21 protein-coding genes are annotated in these 23,771 nt (G+C 69.3%); 12 read left to right on the plus strand and 9 right to left on the minus strand.

The window, feature by feature from the left end; translation table 11 throughout:
• Positions 1-30: 30 nt before the first annotated feature.
• Both ACYVAN_RS09855 and glf read right to left on the minus strand, forming a co-directional pair.
• The gene (locus ACYVAN_RS09855) at positions 31-2,019 is read right to left on the minus strand and encodes a glycosyltransferase (protein ID WP_460957988.1); all 1,989 of its coding nucleotides are present in this window, start codon (positions 2,017-2,019) and stop codon (positions 31-33) included.
• Between the two features lies 1 nt (position 2,020).
• A complete protein-coding gene (glf, locus tag ACYVAN_RS09860; protein WP_460957991.1) occupies positions 2,021-3,208 on the minus strand; it encodes a UDP-galactopyranose mutase in 1,188 nt (395 codons plus the stop codon).
• A 299-nt stretch (positions 3,209-3,507) separates the two neighbouring features.
• Between glf and ACYVAN_RS09865 the strand changes: the two genes are divergently transcribed.
• Entirely contained in the window at positions 3,508-4,782 is a 1,275-nt protein-coding gene (locus ACYVAN_RS09865; protein ID WP_460957993.1) for a glycosyltransferase 87 family protein, read from the plus strand.
• Positions 4,783-4,828: 46 nt separating this feature from the next.
• Here ACYVAN_RS09865 and ACYVAN_RS09870 read toward each other — a convergent pair whose 3' ends face one another.
• Positions 4,829-5,641 (minus strand): HAD family hydrolase, encoded by an 813-nt coding sequence (locus ACYVAN_RS09870; RefSeq protein WP_460957995.1) that lies wholly within the window; start codon positions 5,639-5,641, stop codon positions 4,829-4,831.
• A gap of 204 nt (positions 5,642-5,845) precedes the next feature.
• On the opposite strand from ACYVAN_RS09870, the gene ACYVAN_RS09875 reads away from it, so the two are divergent.
• The 3 genes from ACYVAN_RS09875 (at position 5,846) to ACYVAN_RS09885 (ending at position 8,138) form a co-directional block, all read left to right on the plus strand.
• On the plus strand, positions 5,846-6,718 hold the full coding sequence (locus tag ACYVAN_RS09875) for an LLM class flavin-dependent oxidoreductase (protein ID WP_460957997.1): 873 nt from the start codon (positions 5,846-5,848) through the stop codon (positions 6,716-6,718).
• A gap of 165 nt (positions 6,719-6,883) precedes the next feature.
• Entirely contained in the window at positions 6,884-7,519 is a 636-nt protein-coding gene (locus ACYVAN_RS09880; protein WP_460957999.1) for a hypothetical protein, read from the plus strand.
• A gap of 220 nt (positions 7,520-7,739) precedes the next feature.
• A complete protein-coding gene (locus ACYVAN_RS09885) occupies positions 7,740-8,138 on the plus strand; it encodes a hypothetical protein (RefSeq protein WP_460958001.1) in 399 nt (132 codons plus the stop codon).
• Between the two features lie 14 nt (positions 8,139-8,152).
• On the opposite strand, the gene ACYVAN_RS09890 is transcribed toward ACYVAN_RS09885, so the two are convergent.
• Positions 8,153-8,932: a DUF2470 domain-containing protein gene (locus ACYVAN_RS09890; protein WP_460958003.1), complete on the minus strand. Its 780-nt coding sequence runs from the start codon at positions 8,930-8,932 to the stop codon at positions 8,153-8,155.
• 660 nt (positions 8,933-9,592) lie between these two features.
• On the opposite strand from ACYVAN_RS09890, the gene ACYVAN_RS09895 reads away from it, so the two are divergent.
• From ACYVAN_RS09895 to ACYVAN_RS09920, 6 genes are all read left to right on the plus strand, one after another.
• Positions 9,593-10,459, plus strand: a complete 867-nt coding sequence (locus ACYVAN_RS09895) for a hypothetical protein (RefSeq protein WP_460958005.1) — start codon at positions 9,593-9,595, stop codon at positions 10,457-10,459.
• Positions 10,456-11,673, plus strand: coding sequence for a fumarylacetoacetate hydrolase family protein (locus tag ACYVAN_RS09900; protein ID WP_460958007.1), 1,218 nt, complete (start codon positions 10,456-10,458; stop codon positions 11,671-11,673). Before ACYVAN_RS09895 ends, ACYVAN_RS09900 begins: the two co-directional genes overlap by 4 nt.
• 278 nt (positions 11,674-11,951) lie before the next feature.
• Positions 11,952-13,451 carry a cytochrome ubiquinol oxidase subunit I gene (locus ACYVAN_RS09905; protein WP_460958009.1) on the plus strand — a complete coding sequence of 500 codons (1,500 nt, stop codon included), beginning with the start codon at positions 11,952-11,954 and terminating at the stop codon, positions 13,449-13,451.
• Between the two features lie 75 nt (positions 13,452-13,526).
• Entirely contained in the window at positions 13,527-14,534 is a 1,008-nt protein-coding gene (cydB, locus tag ACYVAN_RS09910; RefSeq protein ID WP_460958011.1) for a cytochrome d ubiquinol oxidase subunit II, read from the plus strand.
• Positions 14,531-17,872, plus strand: coding sequence for a thiol reductant ABC exporter subunit CydD (gene cydD, locus ACYVAN_RS09915; RefSeq protein ID WP_460958014.1), 3,342 nt, complete (start codon positions 14,531-14,533; stop codon positions 17,870-17,872). Before cydB ends, cydD begins: the two co-directional genes overlap by 4 nt.
• Positions 17,873-17,977: 105 nt before the next feature.
• Positions 17,978-19,126, plus strand: coding sequence for a GAF domain-containing sensor histidine kinase (locus ACYVAN_RS09920; RefSeq protein ID WP_460958713.1), 1,149 nt, complete (start codon positions 17,978-17,980; stop codon positions 19,124-19,126).
• Between the two features lie 91 nt (positions 19,127-19,217).
• Here ACYVAN_RS09920 and ACYVAN_RS09925 read toward each other — a convergent pair whose 3' ends face one another.
• The 4 genes from ACYVAN_RS09925 to ACYVAN_RS09940 all read right to left on the minus strand — a co-directional run bounded on the left by ACYVAN_RS09925 (position 19,218) and on the right by ACYVAN_RS09940 (position 21,651).
• A complete protein-coding gene (locus tag ACYVAN_RS09925; RefSeq protein WP_460958016.1) occupies positions 19,218-19,769 on the minus strand; it encodes a GNAT family N-acetyltransferase in 552 nt (183 codons plus the stop codon).
• Complete coding sequence (locus tag ACYVAN_RS09930; RefSeq protein ID WP_460958018.1) at positions 19,766-20,407, minus strand: response regulator; 642 nt, start codon at positions 20,405-20,407, stop codon at positions 19,766-19,768. Before ACYVAN_RS09930 ends, ACYVAN_RS09925 begins: the two co-directional genes overlap by 4 nt.
• A 60-nt stretch (positions 20,408-20,467) precedes the next feature.
• Complete coding sequence (locus ACYVAN_RS09935; RefSeq protein ID WP_460958020.1) at positions 20,468-20,956, minus strand: DoxX family protein; 489 nt, start codon at positions 20,954-20,956, stop codon at positions 20,468-20,470.
• 104 nt (positions 20,957-21,060) lie between these two features.
• Positions 21,061-21,651 (minus strand): macro domain-containing protein, encoded by a 591-nt coding sequence (locus ACYVAN_RS09940; RefSeq protein WP_460958022.1) that lies wholly within the window; start codon positions 21,649-21,651, stop codon positions 21,061-21,063.
• A 116-nt stretch (positions 21,652-21,767) separates the two neighbouring features.
• Here ACYVAN_RS09940 and pheA point away from each other — a divergent pair, with 116 nt between their 5' ends.
• Entirely contained in the window at positions 21,768-22,691 is a 924-nt protein-coding gene (gene pheA / locus ACYVAN_RS09945; RefSeq protein ID WP_460958024.1) for a prephenate dehydratase, read from the plus strand.
• Positions 22,688-23,362 carry a histidine phosphatase family protein gene (locus ACYVAN_RS09950; RefSeq protein WP_460958026.1) on the plus strand — a complete coding sequence of 225 codons (675 nt, stop codon included), beginning with the start codon at positions 22,688-22,690 and terminating at the stop codon, positions 23,360-23,362. The genes pheA and ACYVAN_RS09950 overlap by 4 nt, the downstream gene beginning before the upstream one ends.
• A 43-nt stretch (positions 23,363-23,405) precedes the next feature.
• On the opposite strand, the gene ACYVAN_RS09955 is transcribed toward ACYVAN_RS09950, so the two are convergent.
• Entirely contained in the window at positions 23,406-23,756 is a 351-nt protein-coding gene (locus ACYVAN_RS09955; RefSeq protein ID WP_460958028.1) for a metallopeptidase family protein, read from the minus strand.
• Between the last annotated feature and the right edge of the window lie 15 nt (positions 23,757-23,771).

Raw genomic sequence — 23,771 nt, forward strand, 5'->3', positions numbered from 1 at the left:
TCTCCGGGGTATCCACCCCACGGTTCGGGGTCATTTCTGGTCGAAGGCCTGCTTCCAGGACTCGGCGCTGGTCAACTCGGGCAGGGCCGCACGGTACGCCTCCCGGAGGCGGGACCACTCCTGGCCCAGCTTGCGGTAGTTCGCCAACGCCCGTAGCCCCAACTTGCGGAACTCCTCCGGGTCACGGCGGCGGAACGCCACACCGCTCCCGTCGGCGTTGGACACCGTCGCGCTGTCCAGGGAGCCGAGCAGGAACCACCGCGCGCTGGCCGCCGGGACGTTGAGCTGCGGGCGCACGGAGGCTTGGTCTTCGGGGTCCTTCAGGTTGTGCAGCAGCGCCTTGGAGGCCCGCGCCGCGATCACGGCCGGGTTTACCGGCGGGTTGAGCAGCCCCTCCGCCATGACCGGGTCGGCCGAAGGCGGCGGGAGTTCCCCCGCCGACGGCAAGGTCTGGGCGTCATCGTAGCCCTTGCGCAGCTCGCGAACCTCCGGCAGCGCTGTGCGGAGTGTCTCGAACAGTCGCTCCGGCCCGGCGAGAAAGTCCTCGATGGCCTTCTGCTGCACCGCCACGGTCGAGTACTCCATCGACAACAGGTGCCGCAGCGTGAGCTTCAACCCCTGTTTGACGATGACGTTGCGCACCTCTTCGGGGCTGTGCAGCGCCGCGAGGATCAGCCGATTGCGGACGTGGAAGTACGCCGTCCAGTCGGTGGCGTCGTTCTTGTCGGTCCACGGCATGTGCCAGACGGCGGCCCCGGGCAACGTCACCGTGGGGAAGCCGTTGCCACCCGCCCGCAGCGAGTACTCGGCGTCGTCCCACTTGATGAACAACGGCAGCGGCAGCCCGGTCTTCTCGATGACCTCACGCGGGAACAGGCACATCCACCAGCCGTTGTAGGTGGCGTGGATCCGCTGGTGCAGCTTCTTGCTCTGGCGCAACGGGTACTTCGCGAAGTCGTAGTCGGTGACCGCGCCGGGGGCGGCGCGCCACATGGCACCGCCGACGTCGACGACCTCGCCCATGGTGTGCAGCCTCGAACGCGCCTGCAGGTTGAGCATCTGGCCACCGACGATGGCCGGCTGGGACGCGGCGCGGGCGAACGCGTTGAGGCGCAGCACGCCGTCCGGTTCGAGCGCGATGTCGTCGTCCAGCAGCAGGACCTGCTCGGCGTCCGAGTTGTGCACACCCTCGTACATCACCCGGGTGAATCCACCCGAGCCGCCGAGGTTCGCCTGCTCGATCACCTGCAGCTTGTCGCCGAGCCGTTCGGCCGCGAGGTCGAAGCCCTCGGTGTCGCGGATCTTCTGCGGACCCTGGTCGGCGACGACGACCTTGTCGACGACGTCCATGACCTCCGGGTCCTCGCCCAACGTCTGGAGTGCGACCACGCAGTCGATCGGACGGATCGTGGTGGTGCCGACAACCACGCGCTCGCGGGGCAGCTCGACGTCGGTCGTCCAGGCCGCTTCGTCGACTTCGAGGGCCGCGTCGTTGGTGAAGGCGTCGAACCAGATCCAGCCACCGTCCTCGAACGGGGTCAGCGAAACCCGGAACTCCAGCCACTTCCAGGACTTCGGGCTGGACACGGGTGTGCCTTCGAGGTGGACGCTGTCGCCGTTGGGCTTGGATCGGTAGACGTCGAGCCGACCGGCCCCCTTCACCTTCAGCCGCAGCACGACTTCGTCGACCTTGGTCCAACGCTTCCAGTAACTGGCGGGAAAGGCGTTGAAGTAGCTGGCGAACGAGATCTTGCTGTGCGAGGGCACCTTGACCGAACGGCGGGAGACGACGGTCGCGGTACTCGACAGCGTCTCGGGCTCGTCTATGTACAGCGCGCGAACGTCCAGCGGGTCCTCGCCGCGCGGGAACACGACGCGCTGCAGGACCTGCTGGGGTTCCACCTGTTTGCTGGTGGCCCTCGCCGACGATGTTTCGCCGGGCTTGGGTTCACCTGCGGTGGCGGCACGGGCCTTGGTGTTCTCGGCACCAGAAGACTCGGGGGGAGTCCGGTCGGTCACGTCAGTCCTCCAACGAGCCGTCCAGCGAACGACCCTCGGTGAAGTAGGGGGAGATCTTGTTGTCGAACATGCTCAGGGCGGAACCGATCGCCATGTGCATGTCCAGGTACTTGTACGTACCCAGCCGGCCGCCGAAGAGGACCTTGCGGTCCTTGGCTTCCTGCTTCGCCAGCTCGCGGTAGGACTGCAGCTTCTCGCGGTCCTCCGACGTGTTGATCGGGTAGTACGGCTCGTCACCGCTCTCCGCGAACCGCGAGTACTCCCGGACCACGACCGTCTTGTCCTCCGGGTAGTCCCGCTCCGGGTGGAAGTGTCGGAACTCGTGGATCCGGGTGTGTGCGACGTCCTCGTCGGCGTAGTTCATCACCGGCGTCCCCTGGAAGTCGCCGGTGGGCACCACTTCGGTTTCGAAGTCGAGCGTGCGCCAACCCAGCTCACCGCGCACGTAGTCGAAGTAGCCGTCGAGCGGGCCGGTGTAGACGACCGGGGTGCCCTCGGGAATCTCCTCGCGAACGTCGAAGTAGTCGGTGTCCAGCCGGACGTCGATGTTCGGGTGCTCGGCCATCTTCCGCAGCCAGGCGGTGTAGCCGTCGACCGGGAGACCCTCGTAGGTGTCGTTGAAGTAGCGGTTGTTGAAGTTGTACCGAACGGGCAGGCGCGCGATGTTGGACGCGGGCAGTTCCTTCGGGTCGGTCTGCCACTGCTTGGCGGTGTAACCGCGCACGAATGCCTCGTAGAGGGGTCGGCCGATCAGGGAGATCGCCTTCTCCTCCAGATTCTGCGCCTCGGAGGTCTCGATCTCCGAGGCTTGTTCGGCGACCAGTGCCTTGGCCTCGTCCGGTGTGAATGCCCGGCCGAAGAACTGGCACAGCAGGCCGAGGTTCATCGGGAACGAGTAAATCTGTCCTTGGTATTTGGTGAACACACGGTGTTGGTAATCGGTGAAGTCCGTGAACTGGTTCACGTAGTCCCACACACGTTTGTTCGAAGTGTGGAACAGGTGTGCGCCGTAACGGTGCACCTCGATACCGGTTTCCGGCTCCGCCTCCGAATAGGCATTGCCGCCGATGTGGTCACGTCGGTCCAGCACCAGCACCCGCTTGTCCAGCTGGGTGGCGGTGCGCTCTGCGATCGTCAGGCCGAAAAATCCGGAACCCACAACGATCAGGTCATAGCCTGCGAAGCTCACAGTCGTCGAGGGTAGCGGGAAGCGAACGGACGACGGAGACCGCATTGTCATTCGCGAGCACGAGCTACTACGAACCGTGACAAGACCGCCGCCACGTGCGATAAGGATCTTCCACGACCGAGCAGCTCCCACCGCGTTCGGTTACATATGGAATACCGTGCGTACATTTTTGGCGCTTGGCCACCGCCGGTCCAGCGACCGCACCGGCGAGTCGGATTCGGTAACATCCCGACGAGCGAGCGACGGTCCGCCGGATCGGCAGCAATCGGACAAAGCGCACGAGGATGGTGATCAAAAGCGTGGCACGCGCACGCGACGGCCGTTATCTGTTGGTCGCGGCGATCATCATCGAGATTCTCGCGATTTGGTTCGTGCACTGGATCGACACCCGCGGTTACATCGACACCGAGATTTACCGGCTCGGTGGTCGCGCATGGCTGAACGGCTATGAAATTTACGGCGATCTCACGCCCGAGACGCCCGAATCGGTCACCCTGCCGTTCATCTACCCCCCGATTGCCGCAGTCCTGTTCGCACCCCTGCACTACATGTCGGGCGATGCGGCGGTCGTCACCGTCTCGGTGCTCTCGCACCTGTCCATCCTGGTGACCGCCTACTGCTTGGCGAGCTCGTCGCGGTACGTCGCACCGCACGCGGGGCGCATCGCGGTGGCCACCGCCCTGGTGATGCCGTTCACGACGCTGATCGAGCCCGTGCGGGACACCATCAACTACGGGCAGATCAACCTGGTGCTGATGGCGCTGGTGGCCGCCGACTGCCTGCTGCCGCGGACCAGATGGCCGCGTGGCCTGCTGGTGGGCATCGCCGCGGCGATCAAGCTGACCCCGCTGGGCTTTCTGCTGCTGTTCCTGCTCCGCAAGGATTTCCGCGCCGCGTCGGTGGCGATGGTGACGTTCTCGGCCAGCGTGCTACTCGGACTGCTCGCCGCCCCGGAGGACGCGGCCGACTGGTGGCTGGAGGAGATGTGGTCCACCGGGAGTTCGATGGGCACCGTCTACGCGGGCAACCTGACCTGGCGCAGCCTGTTGGCCAAGCAGGAACTCACCGGTGTCGCCCTGAACGTGTGGTGGATCGCGGGCTCCGTCGTGCTCCTGGCCCTGACCGTGGCAGGCGTCCGCTACGCGCTGCGGGTGCGCAACAGCGCGCTGGCGCTGACGTTCACCGCCGTGCTGGTGCTGCTCGTCTCCCCCATCTCCTGGTCGCATCACTGGGTGTGGGCGGCACCGACGCTCGTGCTGCTGTTCGCGATGTCACTGCGACATCGCTGGTACGGCGTGCTGATGACGGTGGGACTGGCCACGGCGGTGATGCTGATCGGGCCGCAGTGGTACCTGCCCTACACCGATGACCGGGAACTGGAGTGGACGTTCTCGCAGCAGGTGGTCGGCAACTCCTACACGCTGTTCGGGATCGGGTTTCTGGTGGCCGGGGCGATCGCGTACTTCCGGTTGCGCCGTGCCCGACGCCCCGCGGCCTCGCGAAGCGGCACGTCGGACGCCGCCACGTCCCGTGCGGCGCCGCAGCCGGTCGTCGCGCACGACGGACACGAGTGACCGCCGATCCGCCCGGCCGACCGTGCCGCCACGCGGGCGTAGTCGGTCAGGACCACCAGCGTTCGAGGACCTGGGCGACGCCGTCCTCGCCGTTGGTGGCGGTCGTCTCGTTGGCGACGGCGAGCACGCCCGAGTGGGCGTTGCGCATCGCCACCCCGTGACCGGCCCAGTCGAGCATCGGAATGTCGTTGGGCATGTCACCGAAGGCGATGACGTCCTCGGCGGGCACCCCGAGCTCCTCGGCGACCTTCGCCAGCCCACCGGCCTTGTCCGCTCCCGGCATCGAGAGCTCGATCAGGCCTGCGCCGGTGGAAAACGTCAGCTGCAACTCGGCGCTCATTACCTCGTCGACCACGACCGCCATCTGTTCGCTGGTCATGCCCTCGTGCAGCACGAGCAGTTTCGCCGCCGGCTTGCCGAGCAGCCGGGCCGTCGGCACGACGCGGATGTCCTGGTTGGGCCACAGCCGCCGGAATCCTTCCTCGGCCAGGAACTGCTCGTCGATCCGCGTCCGCGCACCATCGGTCGTGCGTTCCACGCCGAAGGAGCAACCGGGCAACGCTTCGCGCAGCTCGCGGGCGGCATCGTGCAGTCGCATGGGGTCGATCTCGACGCTGTGCAGCACCCGGTCCGCCGCGGAGTCGTAGACGACCGCCCCGTTGGCGCAGACCGCGATCCCCTCGACCCCGAGACCGTCCACCACGTGCGGGATCCAGCGCGGCGGGCGCCCGGTAACCAGCACGAACGGCGTCTCCGCTGCCACCCGGCGCACGACTCGCGCAGTACGCGCGCTCACCCGCTCCCACGGGTCGAGCAGGGTTCCGTCCACGTCCGAGGCCACCAGGGCGGGCTTGCGCATGACTCAATCCTGCCTGGACACGGTGAGACACTCACACCGCCCGGCCAACACCGCCGTTTGAGTGATGCCGCTGCGCCAAAGGGCGGATACTTCACGCAAAACTTACAAACACGGTTTTTGATTCAGTCGGTCAGGCACGAATTGATCACAATAATCATCCGAACGGGTCGAGACGTGAACACAAGAACCGATACGGTCGAGAGCGTGCGCGTTGGGATTGTGATTCTGCCCGAACATCGGTGGTGGGCCGCCGAGCCCATGTGGCGAATGGCCGAGGAGTACGGCTTCGCCCATGCCTGGACGTACGACCACCTGGGATGGCGATCTCTCGTGGACAAACCCTGGTTCGACGCGGTCCCGACGCTGACCGCCGCGGCGACGGCCACCGAGCACATCCGGCTGGGCACCCTCGTCGCGTCCCCGAACTTCCGGCATCCCGTGCACTTCGCCAGGCAGCTCACCGCGCTCGACGACATCGCGGACGGGCGACTGACCGTGGGAATCGGGTCGGGCGGAACCGGATTCGACAGCACGGTGCTCGGCCACCCGCAGCTCTCGGCCGGCCAGCGAACCGGCCGGTTCGCCGAGTTCGTCGAACTGCTCGACAAGATCCTCACCCAGGACTCCACGAGCTACGACGGCGAGTACTTCTCCGCTGTGGAAGCCAGGCGCGCACCGGGGTGCGTGCAGATGCCCCGATTGCCGTTCCTCATCGCCGCCAACGGGCCGCGCGCGATGCGCTTGGCCGTCCGATTCGGCCGGGGCTGGGTCACCGAAGGGGTGCGCACCGACGACACCGAGACCTGGTGGAAAGCGGTCACGGAATCCGCCATGCGGTTCACCGACACGCTCCACGCCGAAGGCCGCGACCCGATGCGAATCGAACGCTACCTGTCGGTGGACGCCGCACCGGTCTACTCGATGTCCAGCGTCGAGTACTTCCGCGACGTGGTCGGACGTGCCGCCGAACTCGGCTTCACCGACGTGATCACCCACTGGCCACGCCCGGATCACCCCTACGCGGGCGACGAATCCACCGTCGAGAAGGTGGCCGACGAGGTGCTCACCGAACTCTGAGCCGCGCAGGGGCCGTGGAATTCCGCCTGTGCGCCGATGCGGGTGGCGGGCTGCTGTCGAGCGGCCCCAGCCGCTTGATCACGCACCCGACCCGGTCCCGTACCGGGCTCGAGCTGTGTAACCGACCGCGTGGGACGGGTAGTCCGACAAGCGGGAGGTGCCGGAATGTCTTCGGAAGCGATCGCGCAGCGACTGTTGGAACGCGCGGGCACCACGTACGCCGCTGAGGCCGGAATCAAGCTCGACGACAAACCCGCGCCGCTGTACCGGCTGCTGGTGCTCTCGGTACTGCTCTCCGCCCGGATCAAGGCCGACATCGCCGTGGCAGCGGCTCGCGAGCTCGGCGAGTTCGGCACACCCCGCAAGATGCTCGACGCCGATTGGCAGCAGCGGGTCGACGCGCTCGGGCGCGGCCACTACGTGCGCTACGACGAGAGTACGGCGACCGCGCTCGGCCAAGGCGCACAGCTGCTCCTCGACGACTACGGCGGAGACCTGCGCCGGATTCGTTCGCACGCCGACGGCGACCGGACCGCCGTGCACACCGAACTGCAGCGGTTCCCCAAGCTCGGCCCGGTGGGCGGCAACATCTTCTGCCGGGAAGCGCAGCTGGTCTGGCCGGAACTCCGGCCCCACTTCGACCGGAAGTCCCTGTCGGGTGCCGCGAAGGTCGGTCTGCCCGAGCGCCCGGACGAACTCGCCCGGTTGGTCGACGAGCACGACCTGGCCAGGCTGGCCGCCGCACTCGTGCGAGTCACGTTGGAGAAGGGGCTGGTCGACGAGGTCACCGCAGCTGCCTGAGCGCCACGCCCCGCACCGCCGATCGGCGCGCACGCGCCCCGCTGCTCCTACCTCGCCACCCGACGATTCGGCGGCCCGCACCACGCGGACGACGGTGAATCCGATGCGGCGCCCGGTGGAACTGCACAGGCGGGTGCGTCGTCCGATCTTCGAGCATTCCACCCGCCATGGGTTCGGGAATGGGGGGAGCTGTGTCGCGGGGGCGGGCCGAAGGAGCGGTATGGACGACTACCGGGTGTTCCTGCGGGGGCCGGTCAAGCACCGGCAGGTATTGGCAGCACTCGAGACCTTGCGGACGTTCGACGTGCTCGACGGGCCGGTGGGAACGACCGAAGTCGTCGGCGTCCGGGAGGACGTGCTGATCGAGTTCGTCCACCAGCACCGGGAGCCGGACGGCGACGGCCCGTCATCGGCGGACATGCCGATGCTCGTGCGGTTCTCCTCCGTTGCGGGCCCCGCCCCGGCGTGGACGGCCGCGCACTCGTTCCTGTGGATGCTGACCCGCTGCTACCCGGTCCGGGAGGCTCTGCTGGTCGGCCACGGCATCGAGCCGCTGCGGTTTCGGGACGGGCGGTTCCTGCGTGCGCCCGCCCCCGAGAACCGGTGTTCGGAGGATTGATCCCGAAAGCGGGTTCAGCCCTGACGTTGCTGCGCGAGGAACGGGCAGCCGACGAGGCGCCGCAGTTCGCGTCCCAGCGCTTCGGCATCGCGGACCTGGGCGGAGAACGAGAGTCGCACGTCGTGGTCACCGTCGGTCGATTCGACCCGCAACCGCAGGCCGTACTTGTCGATCCCCAGCGGACGCAGGTGCCCGCCCCGGAGGTGTTCGGGCAGGTGCCGGGTGAGCAGGCCGACGACGTCGCGGTGCGAGAGTTCCAGGTGACGCAGCCAGCTGTCCTCCAGCAGGCAGAACGGGTCCGGCTCGGCTGCGCTGTACGCGGCGGAGGGCACCGAGCAGGTGCCCTCGGCGTCGGCGAGCACCAGCGAAGCGGTGTCCAAGCGCAGCACCGCGGCACCGTGCCCGGCGTCGAGCAGTCGGCTGTCGGCGCGGTGTTCGGCCACGGAGAGAACTTCCGCGCGGGCCTGTTCGCCTTCCAGCACGCGCAACCATCCGGTGAGCCAGAGCAGACCGCGAACGGGTTCCCGCAGCCGGACGGGGGTCGGGTCGGCGACTTCGAGCACCCCGGCCAGTTCGCCGCGCGGGTACTGCCACGCGGTGGCCACGAGCGGATGCTCGTCGGTGAGCAGCAAGGTCGCGTTGCCATCGGAATGCACGTGGTGCAGCAGCGGTGCGGTCCGCGCGGAGTTCTCGCCGGAGGGGAGCAACGCGGCGCGACCACCGCGTTCGGCGATCGTCCTGGCTCGTTCGGCCGAATTGGGCGTAGCGGGCCGACGTGTCGTCGTCTCGCCCACTGCTCACCTCCTAGGTGGAGAACCGTCGTCATTGGCCGAACCCGCGGCCGGCCGTCGAGATGACCGCGGTTCGGGGGTCGGTCCCTCTTCCGTTGCACCCGGCCTGCCGATCGCTTCCCGCCGCGAGCCGGAAACGGCATGGCCCGGAACGCGGCGAGCACCGGGCACCTGTCACTCATCGGTACGGATTCTGCTGAGAACGGGGTACCGCCGTAGGGCTGGACCGGCCGGGTCATCACCCGTCGAGCGGCACATCCGAGATTCTTAGGTAACCCTAACTCAAACGGGATGATCGGAGAAGCCGTTACCGTCCTACCAGCTGATCGCGCGGTGGGCGCCACGCCCGGGTCAGCGATCGGCCGGGCTTTCCCGACGCTGGATACCGCGACAAAGAATCGATCCACCTGCGAAGACGCGCCTGCCTCCCCCTCCGGGCGACGCTCGCGGCAGTGCCGGACCCGAACCGTGCACATCACCCGAACGGCGCCGGGCCACCGTGTTGAAGTGACCCGAGCGGGCTTGACGGCAGGGTTCTCCAGGGACGGGCGGCTCGGTGCCCCGGTCGACCGGGCGCGGACAATTGAACGATGACCACCCTCGCAGGGGCCTGAGAATCGGCCACCTTTGTTCCCCGAGCGGTGCGGCATTAGCGTGTCAGCCGTGTCAAGCGCTGTTGAGCTTCGCGCGCCTGGTCCGCGCGGCATACCGCCCCTTTTCGCCCGACTGGTTGACGACGCGGCGTTGTTTCCTCCCGGGAGCTCGCCCGTACCGGAAGCGGTCGCCGCCCACCTGGACACAAGAGACGGTCAGTACGCCGGGGTGATGGGGCCGATGCTGTGCAAGGCGTCCCGGCTGGCCGAACTGATCACCGAGCTGGCCAAGGTGAGACCGGCGCGACCGGTCGCCCTGTCGCTGGTGTGCGACACCGGACTCGGTGGCGTACCGAAGGCCTTGTCCATCATCGAAGGACGCCAGGAACTGCTGGAGCTGCGCATGGTCGAGATGCCCGCTCCTGCCGACGTCGACGACGTCTGGCTGGAACGGGTCTCCGAATTCGTCCCCGAGGACGTGGTCCGCGCGGTCGAACCGCGCCGTGGCGACAACGGCTGGCTGGAGGGGGTGAAGAAGGTCGCCGATCACGGCTGCTGGCCGAAGCTCCGGCTCGGCGGGGAGACCGCCGAGTCGTTCCCCAGCGTCGAGGTCATCGCCGAGTTCCTCGCGATCGCGAGCACGCTGAACGTCCCCTTCAAGGCCACCACGGGCATGCACAAGGCGGTCCGCCGCACCGACCCGGAGACCGGCTTCCAGCACCACGGGTTCCTGAACCTGCTCGTGGCCACCGGCCGGTCGCTGTCCGGCAAGGACGTGCGAGAGGCGTTGGCCAGCACCGACCACGAGGCACTGGCCGCGGAGGCCACGTCGTTCTCCGAAGCCGCTGCCGGGGCTGTCCGATCCGTGTTCTCCTCGTACGCGTCCTGCTCGCTCGACGAGCCGGTGACCGATCTGGAAGGGTTGGGGCTGTTGTGACCTGGATCGAGGATCCCGAGTTCGCCCCGGGCAAGCCCTTCGGGCCCCAAACGCTGCCCTACGGCGTACTCGTGACCTCGACCGGACCGGTCGTGACCGTTCGAGTCGGCAAGCACGCGATCCCGTTGCGGCCGCTCGCCGATTCGTTCGGTCCCCGGCTGACCGAACTCGTCGAAGCGAGTTCGTTGGATCCACTGCTCGCGGCGGGCCCGGCTGCCTGGCGCGAGCTGCGGGAGCGGCTCGTCGAGCTGGTCGGCGCCGACCGCGCGCCCCGTGGCGCGGGGTTGGTGCGCACCGACTGGCACACCCAGATGTTGCCGTTCACCGTGGCGGATTACGTGGGCTTCTGCGCATCGCGGCCCCACGCCGAGAACCTCGGCCACATCCTGCACGCCGTCTCGTCGGTGCCCGACAACTGGTCGCACCTGCCCGTGGGCAACCACGGCCGCAGCGGAACGGTGCGCGTGTCGGGCACCGACGTCGTGCGGCCCGCCGGGCAGCGCAGGCTCTCCGGGGATTCGCGGCCGGTGTTCGGACCGACCCGGCGACTGGACTTCGAGGCCGAGGTCGGCTTCGTCTGCGGCGGCGACCCCGCCGCAGGCGTGCCGACCTCGGAATTCGACTCCCACGTGTTCGGTGTCGCCCTCGTCAACGACTGGTCGGCGCGGGACGTCCAGTCGTGGGAGAACCAGCCGCTCGGCCCGTTGGTGTCCACATCGTTCGCGACCTCGATCTCCGGTTGGATCACTCCGCTCGCCGCGCTGGCCGAGGCTCGCGTCCCCGTCCCGGAGTCGGAGCACCCGCTGGTCGAGTACCTCGTGGAGGCCGAACCGTGGGGACTGGACCTGACGCTCGGCGTGCGCTGCAACGACACGCTGGTTTCGTCGCCACCGTTCGCGGACATGGTGTGGTCTCCGGCGCAGCAGCTCGCGCACCTGACCGTCGGCGGCGCACCGGTCCGTCCGGGCGATCTGTTCACCTCGGGAACGGTGTCCGGGCCGGACCGGGACCAGCGGGGGTGTCTGCTCGAACTCACCTGGGGCGGATCCGAACCGATCACGCTCGGAGACGGTGAGCAGCGGACGTTCCTGCAGGACGGCGACCGGGTGGCTCTCAGCGGTCACGCCCCCGGGCCGGACGGTTCCGTCGTCGGGCTGGCCGAGGTGACCGGAACGGTGCTGCCCGCGTCGCAGGCTCAGTCGGTCCGGGGATAGCGGAACGCGAAGGGTTCCGCGCCGGGCCGTTGCTTGGTAGAAAGAAGGGCAGCTCGACGCCGGGCCCCGCCGAGGGATCAAAGCCCACCACGCTTGAGCCCACCGCGGAGTTCAGGCCACGGATCTCCGACCGGTATTCGTCCGACCGGTATTCGTCCGAGGCGGGATCAAAGTCCACCACGGGACCAAAGTCCCTACCGGACCAGGACTCCCCGAACGGGTTGTTCAGGACGATTGACCTGGTGGGGCGTGATCCCGCGTGTGCCAGCCTGGCAACCGTGGACCTACTCGACATCGCCCGGTGGCAGTTCGGCATCACGACGGTCTACCACTTCCTTATGGTTCCGCTGACCATCGGACTGTCGATCCTGGTAGCCGGGATGCAGACGGCGTGGTGGCGGACCGGCAACCGGCGCTACCTGAAGATGACCAAGTTCTGGGGCAAGTTGATGATGATCAACTTCGCCATGGGAGTGGTCACCGGCATCGTGCAGGAATTCCAGTTCGGCATGGCCTGGAGCGCGTACTCACGGTTCGTCGGCGACGTCTTCGGGGCACCGCTGGCGATGGAAGCGCTCGTGGCGTTCTTCGTGGAGTCCACGTTCCTGGGGCTGTGGATCTTCGGGTGGGACCGGTTGCCCAAGGGCGTGCACCTGGCGTGCGCCTGGGCGTTCTCGCTGGCCACGGTGCTCTCCGCCTACTTCATCCTGTCGGCGAACTCGTGGATGCAGCACCCGGTGGGCATCGAACTCGTCGACGGCGAGCCGCAGCTGAACTCGATCTGGGCGGTGCTGACCAACAACACCGTGCTGGCCGCTTTCCCGCACACCGTGTTCGGTTGCTTCGCGGTGGCGGGGTCGTTCCTGATCGGCATCTCCGCGTGGAAGATCGCGAAGCACCACCGGAACTCCACCTCGGACGACGAGGACCGCAAGCTGTGGCACGGTTCGATGCGGCTCGGCGCGTGGGTCGGTGTCGTGGCCTTCGCCGGGTTGGCCGTCAGCGGTGATGTCCAGGCCAAGCTCATGTTCGAGCAGCAACCGATGAAGATGGCCTCCGCCGAGGCGCTGTGCCACACCGAGGCACCCGCGAGCTTCTCGATCTTCGCCTACGGTGACGTGAGCCGGGCCGACTGCGAGGACGTCAAGAGCTTCACGGTCCCGTACGTGCTCTCCTACCTGGCCAACGGCGACCTCCACAGCGAGGTCAAGGGCGTCGAGCAGCTGATCCCCGAGTACCAGGCCAAGTACGGCACGCATTACCCGGACGATCCGCAGCTCGGCACGTTCGCCGGTGAACCCATCGATTACCAGCCCAACCTACCGGTCACCTACTGGGGATTCCGCTTCATGATCGGGTTCGGCGCGCTCGCCGCGGCCGGCGCCGCGGCCGTCCTGTGGTTCACCCGCAAGAACAAGTTCCCGCCGGGACGCTGGTGGGCGCCGCTGGCCGTGGCCAGCATCGCGACTCCGTTCCTGGGCAACGCGTTCGGCTGGATCTTCACCGAGATGGGGCGGCAGCCGTTCGTCGTGGCGCCCAACCCCAACCCCTCCGGCGTCGACGGGGTGTGGATGTACACCGCTTCGGCAGTGTCCTCGGGAGTCTCCCCCGGCGAGATGCTCACCTCGACCATCGCGCTCACCACCGTTTACGGGGTGCTCGCCGCCGTCGAAGTGTTCCTGATCGTCCGCTACGTGCGCGCGGGCGTCGAGGCCGTGATGCCCCCTGAACAGACCGGAGAGGAGGAGAACCCCGATGCCCTGTCCTTCGCCTACTGACTGTCCTTCGCCTACTGACAGCCCCCGCGAAGTCCGCACCGGTCACCACTCCGATCCACTCCGAAAGAGGCCCTGATGGATCTGCCCACCTTCTGGTTCTGCCTCATCGCCTTCCTGTGGCTGGGCTACCTGTTCCTGGAGGGTTTCGACTTCGGCGTCGGCATGTTGCTGCCGATCATCGGCAGGAAGGAGCGCGAGCGGCGCGCGTTGATCAACACGATCGGTCCGGTGTGGGACGGCAACGAGGTCTGGCTGATCACCGCGGGCGGTGCCATGTTCGCGGCCTTCCCCGGCTGGTACGCCTCGCTGTTCAGCACCGCCTACCTGCCGGTCCTGGTGCTGCTGCTCGTGCTGATCGGGCGCGGTGTCGCCTTCGAGTACCGGGGGAAGGTGGACACCGACCGGTGGCGCGGGAGCTGGGACGCGGTGATCGTCATCGCTTCGTGGACGGCGCCGCTGATGGTGGGCCTGATCCTGTCGGCGAGCGTGTTCGGCCTGCCCCTGGACGCCGACGGAAACCGGGTGGGCGGCCCACTGGAAATCCTGACCGGCACCAACCTGCTCGGCGCCGCCGCGGTGTGCGGGTTCTCGCTGCTGCACGGCGCGATGTTCCTGTCGCTGAAGACCGAGGGCGAGCTGCGTGAGAAGGCGCGCCGGTTCGCGCTGCGTTGGGGCGTCCCGCTGCTGCTGCCGATCGTCGCCCTGGTGGTGATCGCCCAGCTCACCGCGGGCGCCCCGTGGGTATGGGTGCCGCTGGGCATTGCACTGATCGCGGCGGTCGGTGCGCTGGCCCGCCAGGCAGGCCGTCGGGACGGCCAGGCGTTCGCCCTGCAGGGCGTGGCGCTGGCAGGCGTGGCGCTGACGCTGTTCGGCTCGCTGTGGCCCAACGTCATCCCCTCCACCCTGGACCCCGCCTGGTCGCTCTCGGTGGCGGATACGGCCTCCAGCCCGTACACGCTGGTCGTGATGAGTTGGGTCGCGGCGTTCGGCGCCCCTGCCGTGATGGTCTACCAGGGCTGGACGTACTGGGTGTTCCGCAAGCGGATCGGCACCCGGCACATCCCGCCGGTGCACGTGCCATGACGGGACCGCTGGGCGCGCTCCCGAAGCTTTCCCCCTCCGCCCGGCGCGCGCTGCTCAGCACCGGGCTCCTGGCCACGGGCAACGCGATCGCGCTGATCGCGCAGGCGTGGGCGCTGGCCACCGGGCTTGCGGCGATCGTGACCGGCGGTGCGGACGCGGCCGCCATCGGAGATCGGCTGGTCGTGCTCGCCGTGGCGACCCTCGGGCGCGCGGTGTTCGGCTGGGCGATCGAACTGGTTTCGGCCAGGGCTGCCGCGGGCGCCAAGGAGGAGCTCCGGCGGGTCCTGCTCGATTCTTCGCTGCGGCGCGGACCGGAGTGGATCCGGGAACGCGGCCCCGCCGAGCTGACCTCGCTGGCCACCAAGGGGCTCGACTCGCTCGACGCCTACTTCACCAAGTACCTGCCCGCCCTGGTGACCGCAGCCGTCGTTCCACCACTGGTCGGAGCGTGGATCCTCGCTTCCGATGCCGTCGCGGCGTTGACCATCGCGATCACGGTTCCGTTGATCCCGCTGTTCGCCTGGCTCGTCGGTCGCTACACCGAAACCCGCACCTCGCGCGCGGCAGACGCGGCGCAGCGGCTCTCCGGGCAGGTGCTCGAACTGGTCCGCGCGCTGCCGGTACTGACCGCGTTCGGGCGGGCGCGTGCCCAGGGCGAGGTGGTGCGGAAGGTGAGTGAGCGGCACCGCCGGAGCACGATCTCGACCCTGCGTATCGCGTTCCTCTCGGCGCTGGTCCTGGAATTCCTGGCTTCCCTGTCGGTCGCACTCATCGCCGTCGGCATCGGATTCCGGTTGGTCTCCGGCGAACTCGACCTCGCCACCGGGCTGCTGGTGCTGGTGCTGGCGCCGGAGTGCTACCTGCCGTTGCGCGCGGCCGGTGCCGCCCACCACGCCAGCGAGGACGGAGTCGAAGCGGTCCGGCGGGTCGACGAGGTGGTCCCGACCGGTTCCGACCGGTCCGGCGGCTCGCTGCCCGGCGACGGACCGCTGCGAGTGCGCGACCTGCGGGTGCGGCGCCGCGACGGGTACGCCCCGGAGGGACTGGGTTTCACCGCCCGACCGGGCGAGATCGTGCACCTGGACGGTTTCGACGGAATCGGGCCCAGCGGCAGCGGGAAATCCACCACGTTCGCCGTGCTGCTCGGCTTCACCGTGCCCGAAGCGGGTGGCGCCGACTACGGCGGCACCGACATCGAGGACATCGACCGGACCGAATGGCGACGTCTCCTCGCGTGGGTGCCGCAGCAGCCGGCGTTCACCGGAGGGACGGTCGCCGACGAGCTCGCGCTGGCGGTGTCCGACCAGCCGGCGGCTGGCGGTCCGGCGACTGGCGGTCCGGCGACTGGCGGTCCGGCGGAGGCACTGCGGCAAGCCGGAGCCGCCCACCTGGCGGATCGGCGGGTGGACGAGCTCTCCACCGGCGAGCGCCAGCGGATCGCGCTCGCGAGGGCGTTCCTGCGCGTGCGGACCGGAGCTCGGATCCTGCTGCTCGACGAACCGACCGCGCACCTCGACGCCGCCACCGCGCGGCACGTGAACACCGAGATCCGCCGGGTGGCCGAGCAGGGAACGGCGGTCGTGCTGGCCAGCCACCGGCCCGATACCGGCCGGGCGGAAGCCGAGGAACCGCGGGCGGCGGGCGGCGAAACTCCGCCGGTCCTGCCCGCCGCGCGGCCCCACTGGCGCGATCTGATCACCGCGCGCGGCCTGCTGGGAGTGGGGCTCGGTGCGCTGTCACTGGTGTCCGGGCTCGCGCTGACCGCCACCGCGGCATGGCTGATCGCGCGGGCTTCGCAGCAGCCGCCAGTGCTCGCGCTGTCGGTCGCGGCGGTCGGAGTTCGTACGTTCGCGTTGTCCCGCGCCGGATTCCGCTACATCGAACGGCTGGCCACCCACGATGCCGCGTTCCGGCTCTCGACCAGGCTGCGCGGGCGGTTGTGGAACGGCCTGGTGCGGTTGGGTCCGGTCCGCAGTGCCACCCTGCGCCGCGACGACGGGGTGGCGCGGCTGGTCGACGACGTCGACACGGTGCGCGATCTCGTCCCTCGCGTACTGCTGCCACCGGCGGTGGCGGTGATCGTCGCGCTGGCGGCCGTGGTGGTCCAGTCGATGGTCCTGCCGCAAGCCGGTGCGCTGCTCGCCGGTTCGCTGCTGCTGGCCGGTATCGGCGGTTCGGCGGTCGGGCTCGCGGCCGAACGCCACGCGAGCCTCGCGGTGTCCGAAGGCAGGCGCCGGGTCTCGGCGCGCGTCCTCGCACTGCTGGACGGGGCGGCGGAACTCATCGCCTTCGGCGCGCACACCACCCGGCGCGCCGAACTCGCCGAGGAGGACGCGCGGTTGGCGGCTCGCACTCGCCGCGCCGCGTTCGGAGCCGGAGCCGCGACCGCGGTGCTCATCGTCGCGGTCGGTGCGGCGGTGTTCGGCGGGGTGTGGCTCGGTGCCGATGCGGTCGCCGCGGGCCGGCTAGCACCCGAGCTGGCTCCGCTGCTGGCCCTGGTGCCGCTGGCCGCCGCCGAAGCGGTCAACCCGTTGCCGGAAGCGGCTCGGCAGTGGCGGTCGTTGCGGGCGGCGCGGTCCCGTCTCGCACCGTTGCTCGCCACCGGTGCGGAGGACGACGGTGAAGTCGGGGCGCAGCAGGAGCGCACCGAACCGGGCGCTGTGCGGCTCCACGCGGTGTCCGCACGTTGGCCCGGTGCGGACGGCTCCGCGTTGCGCTCCGCGAACCTCGTGGTCCCCGCGGGCGCGCACGTCGCCGTCGTCGGGCCTTCTGGGGGCGGGAAGTCCACGCTGATGACGCTGCTGCTCGGATTCCTACGTCCCGAGCACGGCCACCTGTCGGTGCCCGATCGGGTTGCGTGGTGCCCGCAGGAACCGCAACTGGTGGCGACCACGCTCCGGGAGAACCTGCGGGTGGCCGCACCGACGGCCGACGACCGGGAGCTGGCCGGTGCGTTGGACCGGGCGGGACTTCCGGAGTGGGAAACCAGGTTGGACGAGTTCGTCGGAGCGGGAGGTGCCGCGGTCTCGGGTGGCGAGGCGCAGCGCATCGCGCTGGCGCGCGCCCTGCTGTATCGGGACGCCGAGCTGATGTTGCTGGACGAACCCACCGCCCATCTGGACGTGCCCACGTCGGAGGCGTTGCTCTCCCGGATGCGGCACGACCTGCGGGACGTGACCGTGTTCCACGTGACCCACCGGTGGTCGGAGACCGAACACGCCGACATCGTGGTCCGGATCGAGGGTGGCGAGATCAGCGTGCTGCGCGAGGACGCCACCGCGGGAAGCCGCGAATCACCGGACCGGGAGCGGAATGCCGTCCACGGGGGTGGCGAGTGACCGACGCCCGGCGAGATGGCGCACCTCGCGGTCCGGCCATATTCCACTCGCGGGCTCCGCGCAGCCCGTCACGACGACGCCGGGAGCATTAGCCTCGTGTACGACATGGATTCCACCCTGGCAAGGCGCATGTTGGCGGCGTCCACCGAGATCACCAAGGTGGCGCTGTCGACGGAGGAGCCCGACACCGTCCTGCCCCTGGTGGTGCGCCGCGCGGCGGCGCTGGCCGAGGCCGACCTGGGGCTCGTGATGGTGCGGACCGACGACGGCCGTCTGACGGTCGAAGCCGCCTACGGTGGTTCGACCGAGACCGGACCGATCGGCGATCCGGTCGGGGCGGTGCTGTCCGCGCGTTCGGCGGCCGCACGTGTCGCCCGCAGCGGTGTGCCGATCGTGGTCGACGACCTGATCGACGACCCGCTGACCGCGCCGTACGTACCCGCTTCGCTGCGGGTGTACGGGCCGTTCGCGGTGGCCCCGTTCGGGACCAGTGAGCGCCGACTCGGTGCGCTGGCCGTCTACCGGCGGCGAGGCGAGAGCACGTTCACCAGGGTCGCGGTGGACGTCTTGACGGCTTTCGCCGCGCAGGCAGGGCTGGCCCTGGTGTTGGCCGAGGGGTCGACGGCACGCCAGCGCATCGCCGTCTACCAGGAGCGGGAGCGTATCGCCCGCGATCTGCACGACGTGATCGTGCAGCGGCTCTACGGCGCCGGAGTCCAGCTGGAGGTGCTGGACCGCCAGTTGTCCGCGCGGCTGGACGCGGCGGAGTCCGCGCGGCTGGCCGAGACGATGGACCAGCTCGACCAGACCATCGCCGAGGTGCGGGCCACGGTGCGGACGTTGCGGTCGGCCGACCCGGAGCCGCCCGCGCACGCCCCGGACCTGGGCGATTCGATGCGTTCCGAAGTGCAGATCGCCGGGGAGCTGCTGGGGCGGCCGCCCCGGCTGGAGATCGAGGGGGACCTCGACGGGATTCCGGTCGCGGTGGCCGATCACGCCCGCGCCGCGCTCCGCGAATCGCTGTCGAACGTGGTCCGGCATTCCGGTGCGAGCACGGTCCTGGTTCGGATCCGCAGGTCGGCCGGCGGCTTGTTGCTGCAGGTGATCGACGATGGGTGCGGGATTCCCCGGGATGTCACCAAGCGCGGTCTGCGGCACCTGGAGGAGCGCGCGGCCGCGGCGGGCGGCCAGTGCACCATCATGTCCTCGCCGGACAGCGGGACCACCATCCAGTGGGAGGTGCCCCTCTCCTGAGCTCGCAGCGCCAGGTTCGGCATGGCCGATGGGCGCGCGGCGGGTTCCGGTGGCCGGACGGCGACGGGATCGGCCGTGGGTGGCCGGGGCCTCACGCGGTACGGGCGTGCGCGTCGGCGGTCACCGCGTACTCGACGTCACCGTGCTCGCTGCCCTCGACGGCTTCCGGCCACAACCGGTGCACGGTCGCCACGTGCACCATCCCGAGCTTCTCCATGACCCGTCGGGACGCCGCGTTCACCGCCATTGCGGTGGCCACCACCCGTCGTGCTCCGAGTTCGCCGAAAGCGAGGTCCAACAGCGCTCGCGCTCCCTCGGTGGCATATCCACGTCCCCACGCCGACGCCCGCAGCCGGTATCCGAGCTCCACATCGGAGGCCCGGGGAACGAGTTCGAACCACCCGAGGAAGCCACCCGTCGTCGACGACTCCGCCGCCCAGTACCCGTACCCGCTGTCCTTGCGGTCGTACTCCAGGAAGGCCGGGAACGTGCGGTCGTGAACCTCCGAACGCTCGACCGGCCGTCCACCGTTGATGAACCGCATGACCGCCGGGTCGTTGTGCAACGCGAACACGTCGTCCACATCCGATTCGTCGAACGGCCGGAGTACGAGCCGTTCGGTACGGACGGACCCTCGCGTCACGCGGGCCCCTGACGCCGGGCGACCCACGCGGCCGCCTGGGTCCGCCGTTCCATCCCGAGCTTGGCGAGCACGGCGGTGACGTAGTTCTTCACGGTCTTCTCGGCGAGGAACAACCGCTCGGCGATCTGCCGGTTGGTCAACCCCTCGCCGATGAGGTCGAGCACCCGGCGTTCCTGCTCGGTGAGGCTTTCGAGCTCGTCCGGTACCGGGTTGGACGACTGGCGCAGGCGATCCAGCACGCGGGCGGTGGTGACCGGGTCGAGCAACGACTGTCCCGCCGCGACCTCCCGGACCGCGTTGACGAGGTCCTGGCCGCGAACCTGCTTCAGCAGGTAGCCGGAAGCACCCGCGTTGATGGCGCCGATCAACGCCTGCTCGTCGTCGAACGCGGTCAGCACCAGGGATCGCGGGGCGACATCGAGCTCGCGCAGCTTGCGGCACAGTTCGAGACCGTCGCCGTCGGGGAGCCGCATGTCGACGAGGGCGACGTCCGGTCGCTCGGCACGTGCCCGCACGAGGGCCTCGTCCACGCCCCCGGCCTCGGCGACGACGTCGATGTCGTGCTCGGTGCCGAGCAGGTCACGCAGACCGCGCCGAACGACTTCGTGGTCGTCGACCAGGAGCACGCGTACAGCCACGCCCGACACGCTACGACTGCCCGGGTGGTCCGGTGTGCGCAGGGGTTGACCGACGACCCGTCACTTCTTGTGCGCGGCCTTCTTCGTCTCCTTGGCGATCTTGTGCGCGTTGTGCTTGGTCCGGTAGCCGACCGAGGGCTTGCCCTTCGTGTCGACCCCGCTGATCAGCAACCCGCCGAGCACCGAAGCGTTCTTCAGGAAATGAATCCGCTGCGCGGCGCGCTCCTGCGGGTCGTCGATCTCCCAGAACGCGTGCGTGGCGAGGGTGGTGGCCACGAGGCTGTCGGCCAGCAGGAGCGAGCACAACCGCGGGAACCTGCCCAGCGCGAGCATGGTTCCCGCGCCGACCTTGACCACACCGTCCAGCTTCACGAGCGTTTCGGCGTCCGTGGGCACCTGCTCCGGCAACCAGTCCCGGACGCACTCGGTGGTCCGGTTCACGAGCGGTGCGGCGGCTTTCGCGTGGCTCGGGACATCTCGGAGCACCTGCACACCGCCGTAGATGAACGACGCGGCGAGCAGCGGGCGGGCCAACCTGCGGATCAACATCGAAGACCTCCTGGGGGACGACCAACGCGGTCGACGTTACGCACTGCCTGCCCCACACGCCCGGTCGGTAAACGGTGGCCCGGCACGCGGTCCGCGGGTCGCCGTCAGACGCGCGCGAAGACCTCGTCCCACGCCGCCGCGACCTGGGTGGCACACGCCTGCGGCGATGCGCCGCCGACACCGGTACCCAACCCCGGCATCGCGATCGAGCGAACCAGGTGCCGGACGGGAGTGCCGTTGGCCAACATCCCGCCTGCCCACAACCGCAGCACCGCACGCGCCGAGAGGTACGGGTTCACCGTGTCGACCGGCAGCCGGTCCCCCGGGTCGCGCATCGTGGGGGCGCTGAACAGCCACGCGGGACTGGACACCGCCGTGGGCACCAGCAGCGCCTCGCCGACCGGCAGTTCACCGCCGTGGTAGGCGAGCACCGCACTGCGCACGAGTTGTTCCACCTCGGGAAAGGCCCGCGCGTAGACGGCGTCCACACCGCCTCTCATCCATCCGTAGGAGTTGGCCGGGCTCACCACCGCATCGACCTGGAGGTCCAGCACCGAACCCTGGTGCACGCGCATGCCCTCGCGGTCGGCGGTGATCTCACGCCACGCGGCGGCCAGCGGTTCGTCCAATGCGCACAGAACGAGCCGCAGCTCCGGCTCCGCCCGGCCCGTGGAGCGTTCCGAATCCGCAGTCACGCCCCCAGCATCGCAGGAAACTTCTCATCAGATGTCATCGGATAGGTCACACCTTCGCGAATTCCACCGCAGCGGGGCGGGAACCGGCGTTCCGACCGGCCCGTAAGCTGGGACTCGTGCCGCACATCGCGTACCTGGGCCCAGAAGGAACCTTCACCGAACAGGCGACTCGCGACCTCACCGCCGACTTCGGTGCCGATCTCGTCCCGCACACCACCGTTTCCGCCGCCCTCAACGCGGTGCGAACCGAACACGCCGAGGCGGCGGTCGTTCCGATGGAGAACTCCGTCGAGGGTTCGGTACCCGCGACGATGGACGGGCTGATCGCCGGTGAACCGCTCGTCGCGGTCCGCGAGGCGGTGCTGCCGATCCGCTTCGACATCCTGGTGCGGCGCGGTACCACCGCAGCCGAGGTCTCGACCCTCGCCAGCCACCCGCACGCGCTCGCCCAAGTGCGGGACTGGGTGGACGAGAACCTGCCCGGCGTCGAGACCGTCGCGGCCAGTTCGACGGCCGCCGCGGCCACGCAGGTCAGCGCGGGCGCGGTCGACGCGGCGGTGTCCGCGCCGATGGTGGCCGAGAACCACGACTCGCTGGAGCGGCTGGCAGGCGATATCGCCGACGTCCCGGACGCGGCCACCCGATTCCTGCTCGTCCGCCCGCCCGCGGAACTCTCGGAGCCCTCCGGGTCGGACCGCACCTCGATCGCCGTGGTGATCAGCCACGAAGTAGGAGCGTTGACCGAGATGCTCACCGAGCTCTCGCTGCGCGGGATCAACCTCAGCCGCATCGAATCGCGCCCCATCAAGAACCGGATCGGCGAGTACCGGTTCTACCTCGACTTCGACGGGCACGTCGCCGACGCCCGGATCGGTGACGCGTTGAGCGGATTGCGACGCCGGTGCGGCGAGGTGCGCTTCCTCGGCTCGTACCCGAAGGCCGACCGGTCGCCCACCCGCGTCCGAGCCTTCGCTTCCGAACAGACCTTCCGCGAGTCCTACGACTGGCTCGCCGAGGTTCGCGCGGGGAAACGAGCATGACCCGCGACGGACTCCGGCTCACCCCCCGGCCCGGAACCCGCCTGGTGCTCGCCCGACACGGGCAGACCCCGTCGAACCTGCGGCGGGCGCTGGACACCCTCCCGCCCGGCCCGGGACTGACCGCGGAAGGGCACGAGCAGGCTCGCGGACTGGCCGAACGGCTCGCCGCGGACGACGTCGTGGCCGTCCACGCCAGCCGCGCGGTGCGCGCGCAGGACACCGCCCGACCGCTCGCGGCCAAGCACGGGCTGGATGTCGACGTCGTGGACGGCACGCACGAGGTGTACGTCGGCGAACTCGAAGGCAGCACCACCGCCGCCGCGCGGAAGCACTTCGAGGAGGTCTACGCGAGCTGGCACTTCGGCAAACTCGATGCCCCGATGCCCGGCGGAGAAACCGGGCGGCAGGCGGTTACCCGCTTCCTCCGGGCCACCCAGCGAGCCGTGGACGGCATCCGCACCGGGACCGTGGTGATGGTCAGCCACGGTGCGATGTTGCGGCTGGTGGCCGCGCAGCTGGCCGCCAACGTCGACCAGGAACAGGCCAACGCCGCTTACCTGCCGAACGCGGGCACGATCGTGCTCGATCCCGTTCCCGGCTCGGAAACGGGTTGGCACTACACCACCTGGGACGGCCTCGTCCCCGAAGCCGGCCCGAAGTCGCTCGGCTGATCACCAGCCCGGGGCCGGTCTCGGCCCGGCGTCAGGCGAGGGATCAACCCCAGCCCAAGGTGTGCAGGGTCTCGTCGTCGATGCCGAAGTGGTGCGCGATCTCGTGCAGCACCGTCACCGCGACCTCGTCGACCACCTGCTGCTCGCTGCCGCACATCTCCAGCAGCGCTTCCCGGTACAGGAAGATCCGGTCGGGCAGCACGCCCGCGTAGTCGCTGTCGCGTTCGGTCAGCGCGATGCCCTCGTAGAGCCCGAGCAGGCTCGGGTCGGTGGGGTCGCGGTCCTCGATGAGCACGACCACGTTGTTCATGGCCGACGCGAACTTCGCGGGCAGCAGATCCAGGGCATCGGCGACGAGTTCCTCGAAACGGGTCCTGGTCATCTCGACCGGCATTGGCACTCCTGACTT

The sequence above is a fragment of the Parasphingorhabdus pacifica genome, from assembly GCF_054779195.1.

Coding starts and splice junctions, on each gene's coding strand:
- ACYVAN_RS09870 (WP_460957995.1), bottom strand. CDS start 5,641: ATGCGCAAGCCCGCCCTGGTGGCCTCGGACGTGGACGGAACCCTGCTC.
- ACYVAN_RS09880 (WP_460957999.1), top strand. CDS start 6,884: ATGTCTTCGGAAGCGATCGCGCAGCGACTGTTGGAACGCGCGGGCACC.
- ACYVAN_RS09885 (WP_460958001.1), top strand. CDS start 7,740: ATGGACGACTACCGGGTGTTCCTGCGGGGGCCGGTCAAGCACCGGCAG.
- cydB (WP_460958011.1), top strand. CDS start 13,527: ATGGATCTGCCCACCTTCTGGTTCTGCCTCATCGCCTTCCTGTGGCTG.
- cydD (WP_460958014.1), top strand. CDS start 14,531: ATGACGGGACCGCTGGGCGCGCTCCCGAAGCTTTCCCCCTCCGCCCGG.
- ACYVAN_RS09920 (WP_460958713.1), top strand. CDS start 17,978: ATGGATTCCACCCTGGCAAGGCGCATGTTGGCGGCGTCCACCGAGATC.
- ACYVAN_RS09935 (WP_460958020.1), bottom strand. CDS start 20,956: ATGTTGATCCGCAGGTTGGCCCGCCCGCTGCTCGCCGCGTCGTTCATC.
- ACYVAN_RS09950 (WP_460958026.1), top strand. CDS start 22,688: ATGACCCGCGACGGACTCCGGCTCACCCCCCGGCCCGGAACCCGCCTG.
- ACYVAN_RS09955 (WP_460958028.1), bottom strand. CDS start 23,756: ATGCCGGTCGAGATGACCAGGACCCGTTTCGAGGAACTCGTCGCCGAT.